Here is a 20,573-nt window from a genome sequence, read left to right on the forward strand (position 1 = left end):
ATCGCAGGCGAGTCCGGCGATTTCGGGACCCGGACCGGCTTACACCCCGCCCAGCAGCCGCACCACGGCCTCGTGCGCGAGATGCGCGGCGAGCGCCTTCTCGCGGCCCTCGTCGAGGGCGATCCCGACGCCCCCGCAGACCGCGCCCTGGCCGTGGAACACGTAGCGCAGCGTGCTCGACGGGTGCAGGCCGCCGGCCTGCCGCGAGATGTAGCCCTGCAACCCCCCCGGACGGTCGTTGCGCCCGCTCACCAGGGCGAGGCCGCCCCGGTGCCCGGTCACGATCCGGGGCACCACCCGCAGGCGGCTGATCTCCCGGCTCGCCAGCACGAGGCGCGGGCCTGCCAGCGCCACCAGGACGTCGGGCGGGAAATGCAGCAGGCCCTCGACGGAGATCGGCCGGTCCTCCGTCTCGAAGCGGTCGAACACCGCCAGGGCCGTGAGGTCGTCGAGGGTCACGAGCACCCGCCGGTGGCGGTAGTCGGGCCCGTGCACGCTGGTGCCGATCGCGTAGGCGGTGGCGCCGCCGAGGCGCTGCATCTCCGCGAGCCAGCCCGTGCCCGCCCCGGGCTCGCGGCCGTCCGGCCACGCCACGTTGTGGGCGCGCGCCGAGGTCAGGTAGTGGCGCACCCGCCCGGTCTCGACCTGCCCCGAGCCGCCCGCCTCCACGATCCAGCGCACCCCCTCCGCCGCGTAGACGAAGGAGGTGCAGTCGGCGTGGCCGTGGACGTGGCGCTGGTCGCCGAACAGGCAGGCGAAATGCGCCCGGCTTCCGCCCGGCCCCTCCGCCCGCACCGCGATGATGCCGGTGCCGCCGCGGGACGGCACCAGGCTGCCCCGCTCCGCCACCGCGCGCTCGCCGGGCCCGAGGAGGCGCCCGAGCCAGGCGCCGTGATCGACCCCGTGGGGGGCGTCCCCGAAGGGCGGCAGGCGCCCGCCCGGATCGAGCAGGCCCACCAGCATGCGCAGGCCCGCCTCCACCCGGCGGGCGATGGCCGGCGCGGGCGCCTCCTCGCCCAGCGTCTCCACGAGGAGCCGCCCGAGGCTCGCGAGTTCGAGCCGCTGATGCAGGGACGGGTCCGTGAAGGTGCCGTCCGGCAGGGTGAGCGCCTCGAATCCCTCCTCGAGGGCGTGGGCGGCGAGCGAGGTCCAGAACCCCGAGAGGGGGAAGCGCGGCAGCGCCTTGGCGAGGGCGCGCAGGGCGACCGCCGCATGGACGTGGTGGATCGTGCGCGCCACCGCGTTCTGGCCGATGATCTCGGCGAGCGCGAAGCCGTGGCGCACGGCCTCGCCCGCGAGGGTCCGCAGGGGCTCCACCCGCATCGAGCCGATGCTGAAGGGCGCGAGCAGCGCCACCAGAACCTCGGCCCGCGCCGCGAGCGCCACCGGGTGCAGGCTCAGGGCGTCGGCCGGGCGGCCCCAGGGATTGGCCCGCGACCATGACAGGGCGATCTCGGTCGCGCGGGTGGCGTCCGTCTCCACGAGGGGCAGGAGCCAGCCGAGCGACTGGTAGTCGAGCCGCCACGCCAGCGATTCGAACGGGTCCTCGCTCCAGGTCGGCTCCTCCGGCAGCTCCCAGGCCGGCGCCCCGCCGAGGCGCAGGGCGCGCGCCTCCGGGGCCTTCTCCGGCCGGGGGCCGTGCTGGAGCCGGCGCAGGCGGTCGAGGAGGAGCGGCACGCCCTCGGCCGGGGCGGGCGAGCCGCGCTGCCCGAGGGCCGCGTCGACCCGGTCGAGGAAGGTGCCGGCGTCGACCTCGTCGTCGCCGCAGATGGTTTCCAGCCGCAGGTCGTCGTCGAGCCCGATATCGAGGGGGCCGGTGAGTTCCACCGCCGCCGTGGTCTCCCAGGTGGCGAAGCCCACCGCCACCGCCGCGGCGCCCGGTGGCGGCGTGAGGTCGACGGTGAAGCGCCGCGCCTGCCGGTGGGCGGGCAGGTTGATCGCCGCGCCGAAATCCGGGGTCGAGACGGTGTCGGGATAGGGCGGCGGGATCTCGACGCCGGCGCCGTCCCGGTAGACGATCCGCACCAGCGCCCCCTCCCGGCCCGACCGGGCGGCGTGGATCTGCCCGCGCAGGACCAGCGGGCGCTCCGGGACGAGGACGAGATCGAGCCAGTCGGGCTGGGGGCCGAGCCGCCGCCGCCGCCGCCCGCTCCGGGCGGAGCTGCCCTGCCGCAGCTCCGGCCGGACCACCGTGAAGGCCGCGGTGTTGCGCCAGGAGCGCACGCTCACCGCCACGTGGCGGGTGGGGTCCGGCACCAGGAAGGCGAGGCGCACCGTCGCCGTGCGGGTGCCCTCCCCGGCCGCCAGATAGGCCGGCCCGGGGATCCAGGCGCTCTGCGGATCGAGGAGCGTGCGGATCAGGCCCGGCACCTGCTCAAAATCGAGGCTCGACTTGTCCTCCGCCTGGAAATCGACCCCGACGAGGGCGAAGTCGAGGGCGGTGGTCGCGCCCTCCTCCGCCTCCCAGGCGAGCTGGAAGGCGAGTTCGACCCAGGTCTCGGGTTCGAGGCCGGCGAAGGACAGCACCACCCGCGCGAAGCGGTTGTTGGGCGCGATTCCATGCTCGTCGGCGCGGGCGCCGGCCGCGGCGCCGCCGGCATAGCTCACCGAGACGGGCAGGAAACGTGTCGCGCCGGGCATGCTCGCGGGCGGGTCAACGACGGAAGCGTCGTGGAGAACGGGACCCCGCACCTGCCGGTTGCCCCCACGGCGTGTCAAGCGCGGCGGCTTCGTCGTCCAGGGCAATCGCTTGGGAGCGCTCGCCCTGGTTTCCTGCTTCGCCGTCCCGGCAATCGCCGCGGCGACGGCCCGGTTCCGTTGGCCGTCGCGTTGGCCGTCGAATTGCTAGCCGGTCGTCGCACCGCCACGGACAGCCGCACGGGGATGCCGCGCGATTGGCCCTGTCGGCGGCGCCCGCCATGCGGTTGAATGGCCCGGAGGCGTTTCCGGCCGCGACCGCCCGGCAAGGCCCGATGCCGGCCGTCGCGTAGCGGGGCCTTTGTCTTCTCTTGCAAGGACGAACCACGATGAAGCCTGGACTGACCCGCCGCAACGCCGTCGCGGCGACCGCGGCGGCCTTCGCCGCCCTCGGCGCGCGCCCCTCCTTCGGCCAGGCGCAGGAGATCGTGATCGGCGCGCTGTTCCAGTTCTCGGGCGCGAGCGCGCAGATCGGCGTCGATGCCAAGCACGCGATCGAGACCGCCCTCGACATCATCAACACCGACCATCCCGACCTCGACCTGCCGCTCGCGAAAGGGGCCGGCCTGCCGGGGCTCGGCGGCGCCAAGATCCGGATGGTCTATGCCGACCACCAGGGCGACCCGCAGAAGGGCCGCAGCGAGGCCGAGCGCGTGATCACGCAGGAGAAGGTCTCCGCCGTGATCGGCACCTACCAGAGCGCGGTCGCCGCCACGGTCAGCCAGACCACCGAGCGCTATCAGGTGCCCTTCCTCTCCTCGGACAATTCCTCGCCGAGCCTGCACCGGCGCGGGCTGAAGTATTATTTCCGGCCGGCCGCTCACGACGAGATGTTCTCGAAGGCGATGTTCGATTTCTTCGATGCTTTGCGCAAGCAGGGCAAGAAGATCGAGACGCTCGCGCTGTTCCACGAGGACACGATCTTCGGCACGGACTCGGCCAACGCGCAGACCGCGCTCGCCAAGGAGCGCGGCTACAAGATCGTCGCCGATATCCGCTACCGCTCGAACTCGCCCTCGCTCACCGCCGAGGTGCTCCAGCTCAAGACCGCGGATGCCGACGTGCTGATGCCGTCGAGCTATACCACCGACGCCATCCTGCTCGTGAAGACGATGGCCGATATCGGCTACAAGCCGAAGAACATCGTCGCGCAGGATGCGGGCTTCTCCGAGAAGGCGCTCTACGACGCGGTCGGCCAGCATCTCGAGGGCGTGATCAGCCGCGGCAGCTTCTCCCTCGACCTCGCGCAGAAGCGCCCGAGCGTGGGCAAGGTCAACGCGCTCTTCAAGGCCCGCTCCGGCAAGGATCTCAACGACCTCACCTCGCGCCAGCTGATGGGCCTCCTCGTGCTCGCGGCCGGCATCGACGCGGCGAAGTCCGCCGAAGGGCCGAAGGTCCGGGATGCCCTCTCGGCCCTCGTGATTCCCGGCAGCCAGACGATCATGCCCTGGTCGCAGGTGAAGTTCGGTCCGGACGGCCAGAACAACGACGCGAACCCGGTCCTGCTGCAATATCTCGGGGGGAAGTTCGTGACGATCTTCCCGGCCGAGACGGCGGTGTCCGAGGCGAAGTGGCCGATGCCGGGCTGACGGCGGGCGTTGTCCCCCGTCCGGGCGAGCCTTCGGTGACCGCATCGTCACCGAAGCGCTGCGGCGCATCGATCCCGCGCGGAACGGACCCGGAGGGCGCGAAGCGCCCCAGAACGTTCATCCAAGAGATTGGCGCCTCGGATACACGGTTTCCGATCGATCGCTTGGCGATGGCTGCGCCACCGCTTTCGCGATGCGGTAAACCGGCTTCGCTCAAGCGTGCGGGGGCAAAGCCCCGCCGAGGCCCCGCCGTGCGGGCTCGTGAGACGGTTTCCGGACGTGATCGTCCGGAAACCGTCTCAACCGTTCGATCTCACGCCCGTCCCGCCAGCGCCCTGTCGCGGATCTGCGTCAGGGTCTGCCCCGGCGTGATCGCGTCGGTCGAGATCTTCAGGTGGATGATCGCGGGGCGCCCCGCGGCTTGCGCCTCCGCGAAGGCCGCCGGGAAATCCTCCGTGCGCTCCACCGTCCAGCCGAGGCCGCCGAAGGCCCGCGCATAGGCGGCGAAATCCGGGTTGTGCAGGTCGGTGGCGATCGGCCGGTCCGGGAACTCGCGCTCCTGATGCATCCGGATCGTGCCGTAGCTCGCATTGTCGCAGACGATCACCACGATCGGCAGACGGTACTGCACGGCGGTCGCGAATTCCTGCCCGTTCATCAGGAAGTCGCCGTCGCCATTGAGCGAGATCACGGTGCGCTCGGGCCACAGGCGCTTCATCGCCACCGCGGCCGGCAGGCCGTAGCCCATCGAGGCCGAGGTCGGGGCGATGTGGCCCGCAAAGCCGCGGAAGCGGAAGAAGCGGTGGATCCAGGCCGCGTAGTTGCCCGCCCCGTTGCACAGAACGGCGTCGCGCGGGAGCGTCCGGCGCAGGTGGACGATCACCTCCCCGAGATTGACCCCGCCCGGCTGCGGCGTCGCCGTCTCGCCCCAGGCGAGGAACTCCGCATGCGCCGCGCAGGTCTCCTCCCGCCAGGGGATGCGGGCCGGGGGCGCGAGGCGCGCGAGCGCCGCGGCGGTGCGGGCCGGCGCCGCGTTGATGGCGAGGAAGGGCTGGTAGACCCGCCCGATCTCCTCGGGCCCGGCATGGATGTGCACGAGGCGCGTCTGCGGCCCCGGGATCGACAGGAGGCCGTAGCCCTGCGAGGGGATCTCGCCGAGGCGCCCGCCGAGCAGCACGACGAGGTCGGAGTCCCTCACCCGCCGCACGAGCTTCGGGTTCGGCGACAGGCCGAGATCGCCCGCGTAGCAGGGGTGCAGCGCGTCGAAGAGCGGGCTGCGCCGGTAGCTCGTGGCGACGGGCAGGTCGAAGGCTTCCGCGAAGCGCGCGATGTCCGCGCAGGCCTGTTCCGTCCAGCGGCTGCCGCCCAGCACCACGATCGGCCGCTCGGCCGAGGCGATCAGGTCGCCGAGCCGCGCCACGTCGTCGGCCCCGGGCGCCGCCTCCACCGGAACGAAGGGCGGCGCGAGCGGAGCGTCCGTGAACTCGCCGAGCACGTCCTTCGGCAGGGCCATCACCACCGGGCCGGGCCGGCCGGCGGTGGCGGTGGCGAAGGCGCGCGAGACCAGCTCCGGCACCCGGTCGGGATCGTCGATCTCCGTCGCCCACTTGGCCATCGGGCCGAACACCGCCCGGTAATCGAGTTCCTGGAACGCCTCGCGCCCGCGGAAGCGCCGCTCGACCTGGCCGACGAACAGGATCATCGGGGTCGAATCCTGTTGCGCCACGTGCAGCCCCGCCGAGGCGTTGGTGGCGCCGGGCCCCCGGGTCACGAAGCAGATGCCGGGCAGGCCGGTGGCCTTGCCGTGCGCCTCCGCCATCATGGCGGCGGCCCCCTCCTGGCGGCAGGTCGTGACCGTGATGCCGGAATCGCGCAGGGCGTCGAGCACCGGCAGGAAGCTCTCCCCCGGCACCGTGAAGACGTGGCGCACGCCGTTCGCCACCAGCTGGTCCACCAGCACGCGGGCGGCATTGCGCCCGGATTCCCTCGCCGTCATCGCCGTCTCGCGCTCCATCGCGGTCACGGGCCGTAGATCACGCCCTCGGTGTAGGGGATCTCCCCCAGCCGGGGCGGGTTCGGGCCGCGGTAGTACTTGTTCTGGTGGTGGCCGACCCGGCAGCCGACGAGCCCGGGAACCGCGTCGTCGACGTCGACGAGCACGCTCGGGCAGCCGTGCCGGAGCAGGTGGCGGCCGAGCGGCCCGGCGAAGCGCACGAAGTCCGACGGGTCGCGGCAGTAGATCAGGTGCATCGTCGGCAGGAGCCGCTTGATGCGCCGGGGCGCGAGCACGAAGGGATGCAGCCCGTCCGCCGCCTCCCCGACAAGGCAGAGGCAGCCATAGGCCGCGTGCGCCTCGATGAGCGCCCTTTCCGGCAGGTCGAGGGCGGCCGGCATCCGGCCGCGGATCCGGTGGATGCGCAGGGGCTCGCCGCCGGAGAGCCAGGGCAGGCACAGCATCTGGCCGCGGCTGAAGCGGTGGAAGCCCTGCCGCTCGATGATCGGCTGCGTGTGCGGGGCCGGGGACAGGTTGAGGTAGGTCACGTCCTTGTCGCGCAAAACCGCGCTGACGAGGAGCGCCGCCTGACCCGCGAAGGCGGGCTCCGAATACCAGCTCGACAGGTTGCAGCGCACCACGCGCCGGCCCGCATTCTCGGCCTCGGAGAAGATCGTCAGCAGCACGGCGACCGGACGCCCCTCGGATTCGAGCAGGTAGCCGAAGCGCGGATAGCCCTCCGGCACCGCCCGCGCCGCCTGCCGGTGCAGTCCCCGCAGCCAGTAGCGCGCCGGCCGCATCCGGAAGCCCCGGCTCAACAGGGCCGCCACCGCCTCCAGATCGGATTCCGTGATCTGCCGGCGCTTCACGGCCCTGCGGGCGTCCGTGACCATTCCATTCACCCTATGCCGCCGAAGACCTTGCGAGTTTTTCGGCGCGGCTGGTATAGCTCATGTGCAGCATAGGGGTTGGGCTATAATGACTGTAAGGTTAACAGTTCTCGATCAGATGAGGAAGGTCGCGCATGAGCAGCAGAGGAAGCTGGCGCCGCTCGAAGACGAAACGCTTCTGACGGAGACCGGGCTGGACTCGCTGTGTTTCGCGATCCTGGTGGCGCGGCTGGAGGTTGATCTCGGCGCCGACCCGTTCACCATGGCCGAGGAGATCGCGTTCCCGGTGACGGTCGGCGAGTTCGTCGCGCTCTACGAGAGCGCCGCCGTCGATGCCGCGGCCTGAGCCCGCCTCGCTCCGTGCGGCCCTGCTGGGCGCGGCCGGCGGCCGGCTCGCGGGCCGGGACGCCGAGGCCTCCTTCGCGGCGCTGCCCCGGCAGAGCGCACTCGGCGGCGCCCGCGACGGGCTCGCCGGCCGGGCGGTGCTGATCGCGACGGCCGACCCGTTCGCCGCCGCCCTCGCCCTCATCGATCTCGACGGCCTCGCGCGCCGTCTCCTCCTCGCCCCGCCCGATCTCGACCCGGCCCATCTCCCCGTCCTGATCGACCGGGCCGGCATCGAGGCGGTGGTGACGGATCTCGACCCGGCGGCCCGGCCGGATTTCGCGGGACGTCCCGTCGTCGCCATCGGCCCCCTGGCCGAGGCCCCGCTCCCCGCAGCCGCGCCCGTCGCCACCGAGTGGGTGCTGCTGACCTCCGGCACCACGGGCGTGCCGAAGATGGTCGTGCACGACCTCGCGGGGCTCACGGGGGCGATCCGCCCGCGGGAGGCGGGGGCGCCGCCGCCGGTCTGGTCGACCTTCTACGACATCCGCCGCTACGGCGGTCTTCAGATCTTCCTGCGCGGCGTCCTCGGCGGCGGCTCGCTGGTGCTCGCGGCCAAGGACGAGCCGGTGGCGGAGTTCCTGCGCCGCCTCGGCCGGCACGGGGCCAGCCACGTCTCCGGCACGCCCTCGCACTGGCGCCGGGCGCTGATGAGCCCGGCGCTTCACGCCTTCGCCCCGTCCTATGTGCGCCTCTCCGGCGAGATCGCCGATCAGGCGGTGCTCGACGCCCTTAAGGGCGCCTTCCCGGCCGCTTCGATCGGCCACGCCTACGCCTCCACGGAGGCCGGGGTCGGATTCGAGGTGACGGACGGCAGCGAGGGCTTCCCCGAGAGCTTCCTCGGCCTGCGCGAGGACGGCGTGGAGCTGCGCCTGCGCGACGGCTCCCTGCGGATCCGCTCGGGCCGCACCGCCCGCACCTATCTGGGCGAGGGTGCCCCGGTCCTGATCGACGACGAGGGCTTCGTCGACACCGGCGACATGATCGAGATCCGCGACGGGCGCTGCCACTTCGTCGGCCGGCGCGGCGGCATCATCAATGTCGGCGGCCTCAAGGTGCATCCCGAGGAGGTCGAGGCGGTGATCAACCGGCATCCGCGGGTGCGGATGTCCCTGGTCGAGGGCCGCCGCAACCCGATCACCGGGGCGCTCGTCACCGCCACCGTGGTGCTCGACGAGGCGGGGGCCGCGCCCGAGGCGGTGACGGCCGAGATCCTGACCGCCTGCCGGGCGGCGCTCCCCGCCCACAAGGTCCCGGCCCTGGTCCGCGTCGCCGAGGTGCTGGCGGTGACGGGAGCCGGCAAGCTCGCCCGGGGCGCCGCGCCGCGACCGGAGATGCGTCATGCGTAACGTCCTCGTCACGGGCGGCAGCCGGGGCCTCGGCCTCGCCGTCGCGCGGACGCTCGCCGGGTCGGGCTTCCGGGTGATCGCGGTGGCGCGCCGCCCGGGCGAGGCGCTGGAGGCGGCGATGCGCGCGGCCGGGCCCGGCGAGATCCGCTTCGCGGCCGCCGACCTCTCGGAGATCGGCGCCCTGCCCGACCTCGTGCGGCGCCTGCGCGAGGCGCACGGGCCCCTCTACGGCCTCGTCAACAATGCGGGCCTCGGCACCGAGGGGTTGCTCGCGATGATGCCGCTCGCCGACATCGAGGCTCTGGTGCGGGTCAACACCCTGGCGCCGATCGTGCTCACCAAGCACGCGGTGCGCGCGATGATGGCGGAGGGCGCCGGGCGGATCGTCAATGTCAGCTCGATCATCGCCGCGACGGGCTACAACGCGCTCTCGGTCTACGCCGCCACCAAGGCGTCGATGATCGGCTTCACGCGCTCCCTCGCCCGCGAGGTCGGCCCGCTCGGCATCACGGTGAACGCGGTGGCACCGGGCTTCATCGACACCGAGATGACGGGCGGCCTCGGCGAGGCGGAGCGCCGCAAGATCGCCGGGCGCAGCGCCCTGCGCCGCCTCGCCGAGGCGGCGGACGTGGCGAATGCCGTCGACTTCCTGATGGGCGAGACCGGCCGCAACATCACCGGCACCGTGATGACGATCGACGCGGGCAGCACCGCCTGACCGCAACCCCTGTCCTCCCGCCGGGTTAACGCACCGCCATCATCGGTGCGGCGGGAGGGACGTCATGGGTCTGCTCGATCAGGTGATCGGCTCGGTGCTCGGCAACGTGCTGGGCGGGGGCCAGGGCCGTCAAGATCGCCAAGGCGGGGCGGGCGGTTCCGCGGCGATGTCGCCCCTCGTCAAGGCGCTGCTGATGCTGCTCGCCACCAAGGCACTGCAAGGCGGCTTCGGCGACATCTTCGGCAGCGGTCGCCGGCCCGAGGCCTCCCCGGCGCCCGCCCCGTATCCGCGCGGCGACGGGGGCTTCGAGCCCCGCCCCGGCCCGCGCGATGCCGACCCGGACAATCCGTTCTCCGAATTCTCCGGCATGCTCGACGGGCCGGGCGGTGCGCCGCAGGTGGGTCCGCGCGGCGGCGAGGCCCGCGGCAGCGTGCCGAATCCCTTCGACCAGGGCGCCGGCCCGTATTCGGGCCTCGACCGCGAGATCCCCGACAATGCCGGTCCGGACGGGCTCGGCGGGCTCATCGACAGCTTCCGCCGCGGCGGCCTCGGCGACGTGATCGAATCCTGGATCGGGGCGGGCCCGAACCGGGCGGTGGAGCCCCGCCAGCTCGCGCAGGCCCTCGGCCCCGATACGGTGGACACCCTGAGCCGCGAGACCGGCCTGTCCCGCGACGACCTCCTGGCGCAGCTCGCCCAGGTGTTGCCGGGGGTGATCGACGGATTGACGCCGCAGGGCCGGCGCCCGACCGACGGCGAGATGCGGGGCTGGTAGATGGCCTACGCGCTCTATTACTGGCCCGGCTCCAGGGCCGGGGCGAGTTCGTGCGCCTCGCCCTGGAGGAGGCGGGCGCCGAGTACGTCGACGTGGCCCGGGGCCCCGGCGGCATCGGCGCCCTGTCGGACCTCCTCGGCGCGGACGGGCCGCGCCCCGCCTTCGCCTGCCCGGTGCTGAAGGACGGCGATCTCCTCATCGGCCAGACCGCCGCGATCCTGCTCCATCTCGGGCCCCGGCTCGGTCTCGTGGGCGAGAGCGAGGCCGCGCGGATCCGCACGCATCAGCTCCAGCTCACGGTGGCGGATGCCGTCGCCGAGGCGCACGACACCCATCACCCGATCGCGAGCAGCCTCACCTACGCGGACCAGAAGCCGGAGGCGGCGCGGGCGGCGAGAATCTTCCGCGAGGAGCGCCTGCCGGCCTTCCTCGGCTGGTTCGAGCACGTCCTCGCCACGAACCCGGACGGGCCGGCGCATCTGGTGGGCGCCGCCCCGAGCTACGCCGACCTGTCGCTGTTCCAGCTGGTGGACGGCCTGCGCTACGCTTTCCCGGCGGCGACGGCGCGGGTTCTGGCCGGCACGCCGAAGGTCGCGGCCCTGCACGCGGCGGTGGCGCAGCGCCCGCGGATCGCCGCCTATCTGGCGAGCGACCGGCGGGAGCCCTTCAACGAGGACGGGATCTTCCGACGCTATCCGGAACTCGATGGCTGATACCGCCGCGCTTTGGCGTTGACTCGAACGTGAGTTGGTTGTGCAGCGCGTCTGTGCTGGCCTGCGGCCTGTGCAGCAGGAGGCCGCGATGGCACGACCGGGCCTGACGATCCGCACCGATCTCGCCAGCGCCGCCGAGTTGCGTCGCCTGGCCCGGCGCGAGCCCCGCCGACGCACGATGCAGCGCCTCCTAGCCGTCGCCAACGCGCTGGAGGGCATGAGCCGCGCCGAGGCGGCGCGGGCGGCCGGAATGGAGCGCCAAGCCCTGCGCGATGCGGTGATCCGGTTCAATGCCGAGGGGTTGGCCGGGCTGGTGGATCGTCCGCACGGCCACAGGCGAGAGATCCTCAGCGAGGGTGAGCAAGCAGTTCTGGTGCATCGGATCCTGGTTGGGCCAGATCCCGAGCAAGGGGAGCCGTCGAGTTGGACGCTGCCGGACCTCTGCCGTTTCATCGAGGAGCGGTTCGACAAGACGATGTGCCCGCAATCCATGTCGCGGGTCGTGCGTCGGCTCGGGCTGTCGAAGCAGAAGGCCAGGCCCGTTCACCCGAAGCGGAACGCCCGTGCGGCGGCCGCTTTCGCCAAAGGGGGCTTCGCACCGCCGTAGCGGCGGCGGCCCAAGCCCATCCGGACAAGACGATCGCGCTCTGGTTCATGGACGAGGCGCGCGTGGGCCAGAAGGGCCGGACCGGCCATCGCTGGTGGGTGCGCGGCCAACGCCCACCAGGGCTGTGCGACAAGCGCCTCGCCTCAGCCTACATCTTCGCAGCCGTGCGGCCCGCCACAGGCGAGGAGTTCGCCCTCGTGCTGCCGCGGGTCTGCACTCAGGCCATGGATCGCTTCCTGGCCGACTTTGCGGCCAGCATCCCAGCCGACACCCACGCTGTGATGGTGCGGGACGGTGCGGGCTGGCACGATCCGCGCGCGGTGACGCTCCCGCCCAACCTCACCCTCGTGCCGCTGCCGCCCTACAGTCCCGAGCTGAACCCGGTCGAGCGTGTCTGGCTCTACCTGCGCGAGCGCTACCTCTCCCATCGGCTTCTGGCCGACGACGAGGCCGTCGTCGAGGCGTGCTGCCGGGCCTGGACTGCGCTCGCGGCAGAGACCGGCCGCATCAAGACCCTCTGCGCCTATCCCTACTTGGAACAGATCAGTTCATAAGCGCGGCGGTATGATACGGTTTCCGGAAGATCACTTTCGGAAACCGTATCAGGAGCCCGCGCGGAGCCTGAGCGAGGCCGGTTTCCGCATCGCGAAGCGATCATCCGGAAACCGTACGAGGCGGTAAGCCGTGACACTCCTGGAGATGCCGGCCGGCTCCCCCAGTCCCGGATCTCCGTCCACTTCGTTGCCGTCGTGCAGGCCCGAACGGGCCCGGAAAGGGGGAGAATGGGCTGGGACACCCGATGACGGCATTGGCCGCTTCATCGCGAGCGTCGGGCGGGGCGCCTCACCCGGCCAGGGCCGCCCGCTCCGCCTCGTAGGCCTCCCGCACCGCGTCCTTGCCGTAGCGCCGCTCCAGGCGCCGCACGGCGAAATGCGCGCGGGCGATGGTCTGGAAATGGTCCATGAAGGCCGCGTTGACCGCCGCCCCGCCCACCGCGCCGATCACCGGCACCGCCTGCGCCGCCACCTTCTGCGAGACCACGAGGCCGAACCGCGAGGCGATCTGGGCGAGGAAGCGCATCACCGCCGGGGCGCTCTCGTCGAGCAGGCCGCGGCCGGCCGCGTAGCGCGTCACCTCGGACAGGGACTTGGCGAGCATGCCGCGCACGGCGAAGTAGCCGCTGTCGGTCGGGCTCGGCTCGGTGCCGCCGCGGCCGCCGAGGGCGAAGACCTGCATGCAGGCGAGCGCGGCCTCGGGATCGCTCAGATCCTCCCCCTCGCGCCGGGCGATCTCGGCGATGGAGCGCAGCATCAGCGTGGTGGAGACGGGCAGCTCCACCGCGAGCGTCGCGAAGCCGAGGGCGCCGCCCACTGCCCCCGACACCGCCGCGAGCGCCTTGTGCCCGCGGTCGCCCGGCGGGAAGCGCTCCAGGAGCTCGAGGGCGCGGGCGCGCAGGCTCGGGCGCGGCGCCTCCGCGGCCGGCGTCACCGCCGCCGTCTCGGGCGTCCTCGGCAGGGTCGCGAGGGCGACGTGGAACGCGCCCTTCATCGCCGTCTCGGTCGCGTGCGTGATCGCCTCGGTAACGGTCGCGGGCATGGCGCGGCCCAGGAGATCGAGGGGCGCCCCCGCCATGGCCGAGAGCCGCGCCGCGAAGCTCGGGCGCTCCAGAACCGCGACCGCGCGGCGCAGCGTCTCGCGATCCTCGGCGCTGAGCGGCTCGGGCGCGGGCGGGGGGCTGGGAAGCGGCGCGGTCTCGACGGCGACGATCTCGGTCACGGCTTGAACCTCGGGCTGGCGCACGGGAACGGACGAGGGAAAGCTGGCGATGCCGGGGCGGGTTCCGCAAGGGTTGATCGGCCCGGGGGCAGAGGTGATTGGCTCGGGGCAGAGGTGATTGGCTCGGCGCTTGCGTGGCGTTGACGCAACGGGGCCGCCTCCGGTCTCAAGGCCAGTAGCCCCGCACCCGGGGAGCCGGGTACGGTGCGGCCTCGGCCCGGCCGTCCATGCAAGAGTTCGTTCCATGTCCACCGATCCGCCCGCGACCACCCCTGATTGGGGCGCTCCGGTCATCCGCACCATCGCCATGCCGGCCGACACCAACCCGGCCGGCGACATCTTCGGCGGCTGGCTGATGGCGCAGATGGATCTCGCCGCCGGCAACGTCGCGGCGCGCCGCGCGCGGGGGCGCTGCGCCACCATCGCGGTGGAGGGCATGACCTTCCTCCAGCCGGTCGTGGTCGGCGACGAGGTCAGCCTCTACGCCCGCATCGTCGCGGTGGGCCGCTCCTCGATGCGCATCCAGATCGAGGCGTGGCGCCGGGCCCGCGAGAGCGAGGAGACCATCAAGGTCACGCAGGCCCTGTTCACCTTCGTGGCCATCGACGAGAACCGCCGCCCGCGCGCCGTCCCGCCGGAGCCGGCCCCCTCCGTCGGCGACGACGGCGGCTTCGGCGCGTGGTCGGTGTGAGGCCTGTCCGGACGATCGGTCCGGACATCGTCTGAGGCTCAGGCGGCGACGCCCTCGCCGCGCAGCTCCGCCGTTTCGGCGGCGGGCGGCGGGGTGGGCCGCTCCTCCGGCAGCAGGCGCAGGGCGAGGCAGAGGGCGACCACCGGGATGCCGGTGGCCGAGGTCAGGATGAAGAAGGTCGGGTAGCCGACCGCATCGACGGCGAAGCCCGAGAGGCCGCCCACGAACTTGCCCGGCAGCGCGTAGAGCGAGGAGAGCAGCGCGTATTGCGTGGCCGCGAAGGCCGGCGAGGTCAGGCTCGACATGTAGGCGATGAGCGCCGTCCCCGCGAAGGCGCCCGCGAAGTTCTCGATGCTGATGCTGGCGATGAGGAGCGGCAGGTTGTGCCCGGCCACCGCCACCCAGGCATACATCAGGTTGGAGGCCGCCGCGGCGATGCCGCCGACGAGGAGCGCGCTGAGGAGCCCGAGCCGGCTCACCGCGATCCCCCCCGCGAAGGCCCCCGCGACGCCGATCCACACCCCGTAGACCTTCGACACGGTGGCGATCTCGGAGAGCGAGTACTTCATGTCGATGTAGAGCGGGTTCGCCATGATGCCCGAGACGATGTCGGGCAGGCGGTAGAGCGTGATCAGGATCAGGATCAGCGCCAGCCCCGGCCCCTTGCGCCGCGCGAGATCGGCGAAGGGATCGACCACCGCCTCGCGCAGGGCCGTGCGCCAGCCCCGGCCCGCGGGCGGATCCACCGCCTGCACCTTCGGGGCGGCGAGGCAGCCGGCCACGGCGATCAGCATCAGGGCCGCCATGGTGGCGTAGGCGGGCGTCCAGCCGAAGGCGTCGGCGACGAAGAGCGCGCCCGCCCCCGCGCAGATCCGCGCGAGGCTGTAGCCGAGCTGGTAGGCCGCGAGCATCATGCCCTGGCGCTCGGCCGGGGCGGAATCGATGCGCCAGCCATCCACCACGATGTCCTGCGTCGCCGAGGCGAAGGCGATGGTGAGCGCGCAGACCACCATGTAGCCGAGGGACTGGGACGGGTCGCCCCGGCTCATGGCGACGAGCGCGCCCGCGACGAGGAGCTGCGCGGCGAGCATCCAGCCCCGCCGCCGGCCGAGGAGGCGGGCCAGCACCGGCAGGTCGAAGCGGTCGATGACGGGGGCCCAGAGGAACTTCAGCGTGTAGGCGAGGGAGACGTAGCTGAGGAGCCCGATGCTGGAGCGCTCGATCCCCGCCGTGCGCAGCCACGCCGACAGGGTCGCGAAGACGAGGAGGATCGGCAGCCCCGCCCCGAAGCCGAGGAGCAGCATCAGGGCCATGCGCCGGTCGCTCGCGGCGTCGCGCAGGGTCTGCCGGGTGCTGTCGAGCCAGCCGGTGGTCATCGGGTCGCGTCCTCGCTTGATGTCACGGCGTACTCCGCCCGAGGAGTGAGGCCGCATCATGGTTCACGACCCGTTAACGCCCGGCCGAAGGGGATGTGGCAGGCGAGGGGCGCGGCAAGAGGCGTGGAATGGGACGTGTCACGACGAAACACGTGTGGTGACATGGCTCTGGCGGGAACCCGCGATCCGGCCGGGGGTTCGTTTGGCAAGAGGCTTGACGGCTGGGAAGTGGGGAGAGGCTATGGCCGGGGCAGCCCGCCGATCGACCAGGGCCACGGTGAGCCGCCCGGGAGCCGGAGCCGGAGCCGGCCCCGCGGGCGCCGACGAGACCTTCGCGGCCGCGATCCGCGCCAGCGCCGTCCCGATGATGCTGGTGGAGACCCGGCCGCCCGGCTACCCGGTCGCCTTCGTGAACGAGGCCTTCTGCCGGTTCACCGGCTACGCCGCCGAGGAGATCCTGGGCCGGGACAGCGCCTTCCTGCAGGAAGCCTGGGCGAGCCTGCTGCCCCTCGGCTCCCGCGCCGCCTTCTCGCGCGGACGGGCGGCGCAAGGCGAGGCGCGGCTGGTCCGCAAGGACGGGAGTCTCCAGCCCGTGTCGATGACCCTGAGCGCCGTGCGCACGCCCGCCGGCGCGCGCCACGCCTTCGCGGTGCTCAGCCCTCTGCCCGCTCAGGACGATCGCTTCCAGGACGATCGCTTCCAGGACGATCCTGTGGCGGCGCTCCAGGACACCCTCGAGCGCCGCACGGCGCTGCTGCACGAACTCGACCACCGCACCAAGAACACCCTGCAGGTGATCGCCTCCCTGCTGATGCTCCAGGCCCGGCGCAGCCCCGAGGCCGCCGCCCGCGCGGCCTTGGACCGGATGGCCGAGCGCGTCGGCGCGCTCGCGGCCGTCCAGCGCCTCCTCGGTGGACCGGATGGCGGCGGCCTCGACCTGCCGGTCTTCGCGGAGGAGATGGCGGGCGAACTCGCGGCGGAGATCGAGCCCGGCCGCCTCGTCGTCGTGGTTCAGGTCGCGCCGGTCCTCGTTCCGGCCGAGCAGGCGGTCCCCCTGGGTCTGCTCCTGCACGAACTCGCCGCCAACGCGGTGCGCCACGCCTTCCCGGGCGAGCGGCCGGGCACGGTGCGGATCGCGGCCGTGAGCGAGGCGGGCCGCCTCCGCCTGGAAGTGTCCGACGACGGCATCGGCCTGCCGGCCGGGCGGGAGGGGTTCGGCCTCACCCTCGTCGGCATGCTGGTGCGCCAGCTCGGCGGGACCTTGCGCTGGGATGATGCCGCCCCCGGCACCCGGGCGCTCGTGTCGCTGCCGCTCGGCCGGGCGGAGGGGTGAGGGAGCGCTCCCGCCACCGGCCGTGGCCGGACCTGCCCCGAGTGACTGGTTGCCGTATCGCTTCGATGAGATTTCCGGTCTTCGGCCGGGGCGTGTCGGAAAACTGTTTTCTGGCAAGTATAATGGATAATCGGCGCCTGATAGCGAGAAGAACCCCGTCGCTTGCCTGAACGGCGGGCGGGGCCGATATTGCGGGCATGGGCCATCGACCCGAAGAGGATCTGCAATGGCGGACGTCGGTATGGTGGTCATGGTCGCGCCGAGCCGGCGGGGTGACATCGACCAAGTTGCGAAATCCCTCGAAGCCAAGGGATTTCATGTTCAGGAAACGATCCCGCGCTTTCGGACGATCGTGGGGCGGAGCGACTCCGCCCTGGCCGACGACTTGAGGACGGCGGACGGCGTCGAGGCCGTGCGCCCGCAGGCGACCTTTCATCTGCCGCCGATGGACGAGACGGTGCCGCAGTAGAGGCTTCGTCGGACATCCCGACGGGCGGTCGCGTGGCGGACCGACCGGCACGACGCTTGCGGAAGCGCAAGGCCTCCGCTGCGGGAGCGGCGGCCGTTTCCGTTGCGCCGGGCGCCCCTCATACGGTTTCCGGATGATCGCTTCGCGATGCGGAAACCGGCCTCGCTCAGGCGCCGCGCGGGCTCGTGATACGGTTTCCGAAAGTGATCTTCCGGAAACCGTATCAGGCGTCTCGCGCCGCCTTCAGCCGGTAGAGCGCGTCGAGCGCCTCGCGCGGCGTGAGCCCGTCCGGGTCGAGGCCGTCGAGGAGGTCGCGCAGGGCGTCCGGCTTCGGCGCGGGCGGCGGCACGGCCTGGAGCGGCTCGGGGACCGGCGGCAGGGCGGCGAAGAGCGGCAGCTCGGCCGCCGGCGCGCGGCGGCTGCGCCCGTCCCCCTTCTCCAGATCCGCGAGGATCACCTTGGCGCGGGCGATCACCGTCGCGGGCAGGCCGGCGAGCCGCGCGACCTGAAGCCCGTAGGAGCGGTCGGCGGCGCCCGGCACCACCTCGTGCAGGAACACCACGTCGCCCTTCCACTCGGTGACCTTGAGCGTGGCGTTCGAGAGGCGCTCCAGCCGCTTGGCGAGGCCGGTCAGCTCGTGGAAATGGGTCGCGAACAGGGCCCGGCAGCCCGTCACCTCGTGCAGGTGCTCCAGGCAGGCCCAGGCGATGGAGAGCCCGTCGAAGGTCGCGGTGCCCCGCCCGATCTCGTCGAGGACGACGAGGGAACGGCGGGTCGCCTGGTTCAGGATCGCGGCGGTCTCCACCATCTCGACCATGAAGGTCGAGTGGCCCCGGGCGAGGTCGTCGGCGGCGCCGACCCGCGAGAACAGCCGGTCGACGATGCCGAGATGCGCCGAACGCGCCGGCACGAAGGCCCCCATCTGGGCGAGAACCGCGATGAGCGCGTTCTGGCGCAGGAAGGTCGACTTGCCGCCCATGTTCGGGCCGGTGACGACGAGGATCCGGCCCGCCTCGCGGCCGGCCCCCGCCTCTCCCGACAGGTCGCAGGAATTGGCGATGAAGGGCTCGCCCGCCTGCCGCAGGGCGGCCTCCACCACCGGGTGGCGGGCGCCCTCGATCCGGAAGGTCAGGCTGTCGTCGAGGACCGGCCGCGTCCAGTCGAGCTCGACCGCCAGCTCCGCGTGCGAGGCCGCCACGTCGAGGGCGGCGAGGGCGGTCGCGGCGGCGGTGATCGCCTCGGCCTGCTCCATGACGGCGGTGGAGAGCGCCTCGAAGATCTCGAGTTCGAGGGCGAGCGCCCGGCCGGCCGCGTTGGCGATGCGCGATTCGAGTTCGCCCAGCTCCACGCTGGTGAAGCGCATCGCGTCCACCATGGTCTGGCGGTGCACGAAGGTCCCCCGCCAGGGATCCTTCAGCAGGGTCTCGCCCATCGCCTGCGGCACCTCGATGAAGAAGCCCAGCAGGTTGTTGTGCTTGATGCGCAGGGTGCGGCAGCCGGTCTCCTCGGCGTAGCGGGTCTGGAGCCCGGCGACGAAGCGGCGCGAATCGCTCTGCAGCACCCGGGATTCGTCGAGTTCGCTCCGGTAGCCCTCGCGCACGAAGCCGCCGTCGCGCTTCATCAGCGGCAGCTCGTCGGCCAGGGCCGCGGCGAGCGTCCCGGCGAGGTCCTCGCCCACCGTGGCGAGGAGCCGGGCCGCCTTGCCGATCTCGCCCGGCAGCGCCCCCGCCCCGGCGAGCCGCGTGGCGATGCTGCGGGCGGCGTCGAGCCCGTCGCGCAGGGCCGCGAGGTCCCGCGGTCCGCCGCGCCCGACGCCGATGCGCGAGAGGGCCCGGGCCATGTCGGGGGCCCGGGCGAGGTCGGCGCGCAACTCCGCCCGCAGGGCGCCCTCATTGACCAGGAAGGCCACGGCGTCGTGGCGGCGGCGGATCAGGGCGAGGTCGGTGGAGGGGCCGGCGAGCCGCTCGGCCAGGAGCCGCGATCCCGCCGCCCCCACCGTGCGGTCGATGGCGGCGAGCAGGCTCCCGGTCCGTTCGCCCTGAAGGGTGCGGGTGAGTTCGAGATTGGTGCGCGTCGCCGCGTCGATCAGGAGGGCGCCGCCCGCGGCCTGCCGGGTCGGCGGGCTCAGGGGCACCTTCGCGCCGAGCTGCGTGCGGGCGATGTAGTGCAGGACGGTGCCCGCCGCTGCGACCTCGGTGCGGGTGAAGGCGCCGAAGCCCTCCAGGGTGGCGACGCCGAACTGCTCCTTCAGCGCCCGCTCGGCCGAGGCCGGATCGGCCTCGCCGCGTCCGAGCGGCGTCACCGCGGCCGCGGTGTCGCGCCACAGGCGCGCCAGGTCCGGATCGGCGTGGATCGCCTCCGCCATGACGATCTCGCGCGGGTCGAGCCGCGCGATCTCGGCCGAGAGCGCCCCGCCCTCCACCTCCGAGAGGGCGAAGCGCCCGGTGGAGATGTCGACCGCCGCGACCCCGTAGGTCCAGCCGGACTCCGAGGCGCGGCGGCGCGCCAGCGCCACCAAGAGGTTGGCCCGGGCCGGATCGAGGAGGCGCTCCTCCGTGATGGTGCCGGGGGTGACGAGGCGCACCACCTCCCGGCGCACCACCGATTTCGAGCCGCGCTTCTTCGCCTCCGCCGGATCCTCGGTCTGCTCGCAGACCGCCACCCGGTGGCCGAGGGCGATGAGGCGCTGGAGGTAGTCGTCGGCGCGCTCCACCGGCACGCCGCACATCGGGATGTCGGCGCCGCCGTGCTTGCCGCGCTTCGTCAGCACGATCCCGAGCGCCCGCGATGCGATCTCCGCATCCTCGAAGAACAGCTCGTAGAAGTCGCCCATCCGGTAGAACAGGAGCGAGCCCGGATTGGCGGCCTTGATCTCGATGTACTGCGCCATCATGGGCGAGGGCGCGGGATCCGCGGCGGCGGGCGCGCCCCGCCGTGCGCGCGGCGGGGGCGGAGCCTCGTCGCTCGGCATGTGGGACGGCATATGGGGCTCATGGGGCTCGTCGCGCAGGCGCCGGCCGAGGTCGCTGTCCATCGTCATCGGGTCGACACTAGCAGAGGCCGGCGGCCGTTCCAGGCACCCGGGAGGTTCTCCCCGGGGATGATGGGGATGACGGACCGGTTTCGCGAGAGCGGTATTATCACGGCCGACAGTTGAGTATCCCGGGGCCGCCTCACCCGACAGGTTTATGCCACGACACCGCTTGAGCCCGG

Annotated in this window: 15 protein-coding genes and 2 pseudogenes; 11 read left to right on the forward strand and 6 right to left on the reverse strand. The window is 72.8% G+C overall.

The features are described from left to right. Positions 1 to 39: 39 nt before the first annotated feature. The gene (locus ACE101_RS26955; protein ID WP_379136354.1) at positions 40 to 2,640 is read right to left on the reverse strand and encodes a heparinase II/III domain-containing protein; all 2,601 of its coding nucleotides are present in this window, start codon (positions 2,638 to 2,640) and stop codon (positions 40 to 42) included. A gap of 386 nt (positions 2,641 to 3,026) precedes the next feature. On the opposite strand from ACE101_RS26955, the gene ACE101_RS26960 reads away from it, so the two are divergent. Further along, on the forward strand, positions 3,027 to 4,286 hold the full coding sequence (locus tag ACE101_RS26960) for an ABC transporter substrate-binding protein (RefSeq protein WP_379136357.1): 1,260 nt from the start codon (positions 3,027 to 3,029) through the stop codon (positions 4,284 to 4,286). A gap of 313 nt (positions 4,287 to 4,599) precedes the next feature. On the opposite strand, the gene ACE101_RS26965 is transcribed toward ACE101_RS26960, so the two are convergent. Then, complete coding sequence (locus ACE101_RS26965) at positions 4,600 to 6,300, reverse strand: thiamine pyrophosphate-binding protein (protein WP_379138956.1); 1,701 nt, start codon at positions 6,298 to 6,300, stop codon at positions 4,600 to 4,602. A 5-nt stretch (positions 6,301 to 6,305) separates the two neighbouring features. Beyond that, positions 6,306 to 7,172, reverse strand: a complete 867-nt coding sequence (locus ACE101_RS26970; protein ID WP_379136360.1) for a hypothetical protein — start codon at positions 7,170 to 7,172, stop codon at positions 6,306 to 6,308. 85 nt (positions 7,173 to 7,257) lie between these two features. On the opposite strand from ACE101_RS26970, the gene ACE101_RS26975 reads away from it, so the two are divergent. The 7 genes and pseudogenes from ACE101_RS26975 to ACE101_RS27005 form a co-directional block, all read left to right on the forward strand. Beyond that, entirely contained in the window at positions 7,258 to 7,515 is a 258-nt protein-coding gene (locus ACE101_RS26975) for an acyl carrier protein (RefSeq protein WP_379138959.1), read from the forward strand. After that, entirely contained in the window at positions 7,502 to 8,902 is a 1,401-nt protein-coding gene (locus ACE101_RS26980; RefSeq protein WP_379136363.1) for an ANL family adenylate-forming protein, read from the forward strand. Before ACE101_RS26975 ends, ACE101_RS26980 begins: the two co-directional genes overlap by 14 nt. After that, positions 8,895 to 9,620 (forward strand): SDR family NAD(P)-dependent oxidoreductase, encoded by a 726-nt coding sequence (locus ACE101_RS26985; protein WP_379136366.1) that lies wholly within the window; start codon positions 8,895 to 8,897, stop codon positions 9,618 to 9,620. Before ACE101_RS26980 ends, ACE101_RS26985 begins: the two co-directional genes overlap by 8 nt. Positions 9,621 to 9,684: 64 nt before the next feature. Next, a complete protein-coding gene (locus ACE101_RS26990; RefSeq protein WP_379136369.1) occupies positions 9,685 to 10,395 on the forward strand; it encodes a YidB family protein in 711 nt (236 codons plus the stop codon). Continuing rightward, positions 10,396 to 11,108, forward strand: a pseudogene (locus ACE101_RS26995) (glutathione S-transferase). A gap of 88 nt (positions 11,109 to 11,196) precedes the next feature. Next, positions 11,197 to 11,715, forward strand: coding sequence for a winged helix-turn-helix domain-containing protein (locus ACE101_RS27000; protein ID WP_379129366.1), 519 nt, complete (start codon positions 11,197 to 11,199; stop codon positions 11,713 to 11,715). 17 nt (positions 11,716 to 11,732) lie between these two features. Then, positions 11,733 to 12,269 (forward strand): annotated as a pseudogene (locus ACE101_RS27005) (IS630 family transposase); the annotation flags it as partial. A 289-nt stretch (positions 12,270 to 12,558) separates the two neighbouring features. Here ACE101_RS27005 and ACE101_RS27010 read toward each other — a convergent pair. Next, positions 12,559 to 13,491 (reverse strand): EcsC family protein, encoded by a 933-nt coding sequence (locus tag ACE101_RS27010; RefSeq protein WP_379136371.1) that lies wholly within the window; start codon positions 13,489 to 13,491, stop codon positions 12,559 to 12,561. 244 nt (positions 13,492 to 13,735) lie between these two features. On the opposite strand from ACE101_RS27010, the gene ACE101_RS27015 reads away from it, so the two are divergent. Then, positions 13,736 to 14,182: an acyl-CoA thioesterase gene (locus tag ACE101_RS27015; RefSeq protein ID WP_379136374.1), complete on the forward strand. Its 447-nt coding sequence runs from the start codon at positions 13,736 to 13,738 to the stop codon at positions 14,180 to 14,182. 38 nt (positions 14,183 to 14,220) lie between these two features. Here ACE101_RS27015 and ACE101_RS27020 read toward each other — a convergent pair whose 3' ends face one another. Further along, the gene (locus ACE101_RS27020; RefSeq protein WP_379136377.1) at positions 14,221 to 15,558 is read right to left on the reverse strand and encodes an AmpG family muropeptide MFS transporter; all 1,338 of its coding nucleotides are present in this window, start codon (positions 15,556 to 15,558) and stop codon (positions 14,221 to 14,223) included. Positions 15,559 to 15,835: 277 nt separating this feature from the next. Between ACE101_RS27020 and ACE101_RS27025 the strand changes: the two genes are divergently transcribed. Both ACE101_RS27025 and ACE101_RS27030 read left to right on the forward strand, forming a co-directional pair. Then, a complete protein-coding gene (locus ACE101_RS27025; protein ID WP_379136379.1) occupies positions 15,836 to 16,891 on the forward strand; it encodes a sensor histidine kinase in 1,056 nt (351 codons plus the stop codon). 226 nt (positions 16,892 to 17,117) lie between these two features. Then, complete coding sequence (locus ACE101_RS27030) at positions 17,118 to 17,360, forward strand: hypothetical protein (protein ID WP_379136382.1); 243 nt, start codon at positions 17,118 to 17,120, stop codon at positions 17,358 to 17,360. Between the two features lie 223 nt (positions 17,361 to 17,583). Here ACE101_RS27030 and mutS read toward each other — a convergent pair whose 3' ends face one another. Continuing rightward, the gene (gene mutS / locus ACE101_RS27035) at positions 17,584 to 20,253 is read right to left on the reverse strand and encodes a DNA mismatch repair protein MutS (protein ID WP_379138962.1); all 2,670 of its coding nucleotides are present in this window, start codon (positions 20,251 to 20,253) and stop codon (positions 17,584 to 17,586) included. Between the last annotated feature and the right edge of the window lie 320 nt (positions 20,254 to 20,573).

Origin of the sequence: Methylobacterium carpenticola, from assembly GCF_042748905.1 — a bacterium.
Classification (GTDB): Bacteria; Pseudomonadota; Alphaproteobacteria; order Rhizobiales; family Beijerinckiaceae; genus Methylobacterium; species Methylobacterium carpenticola.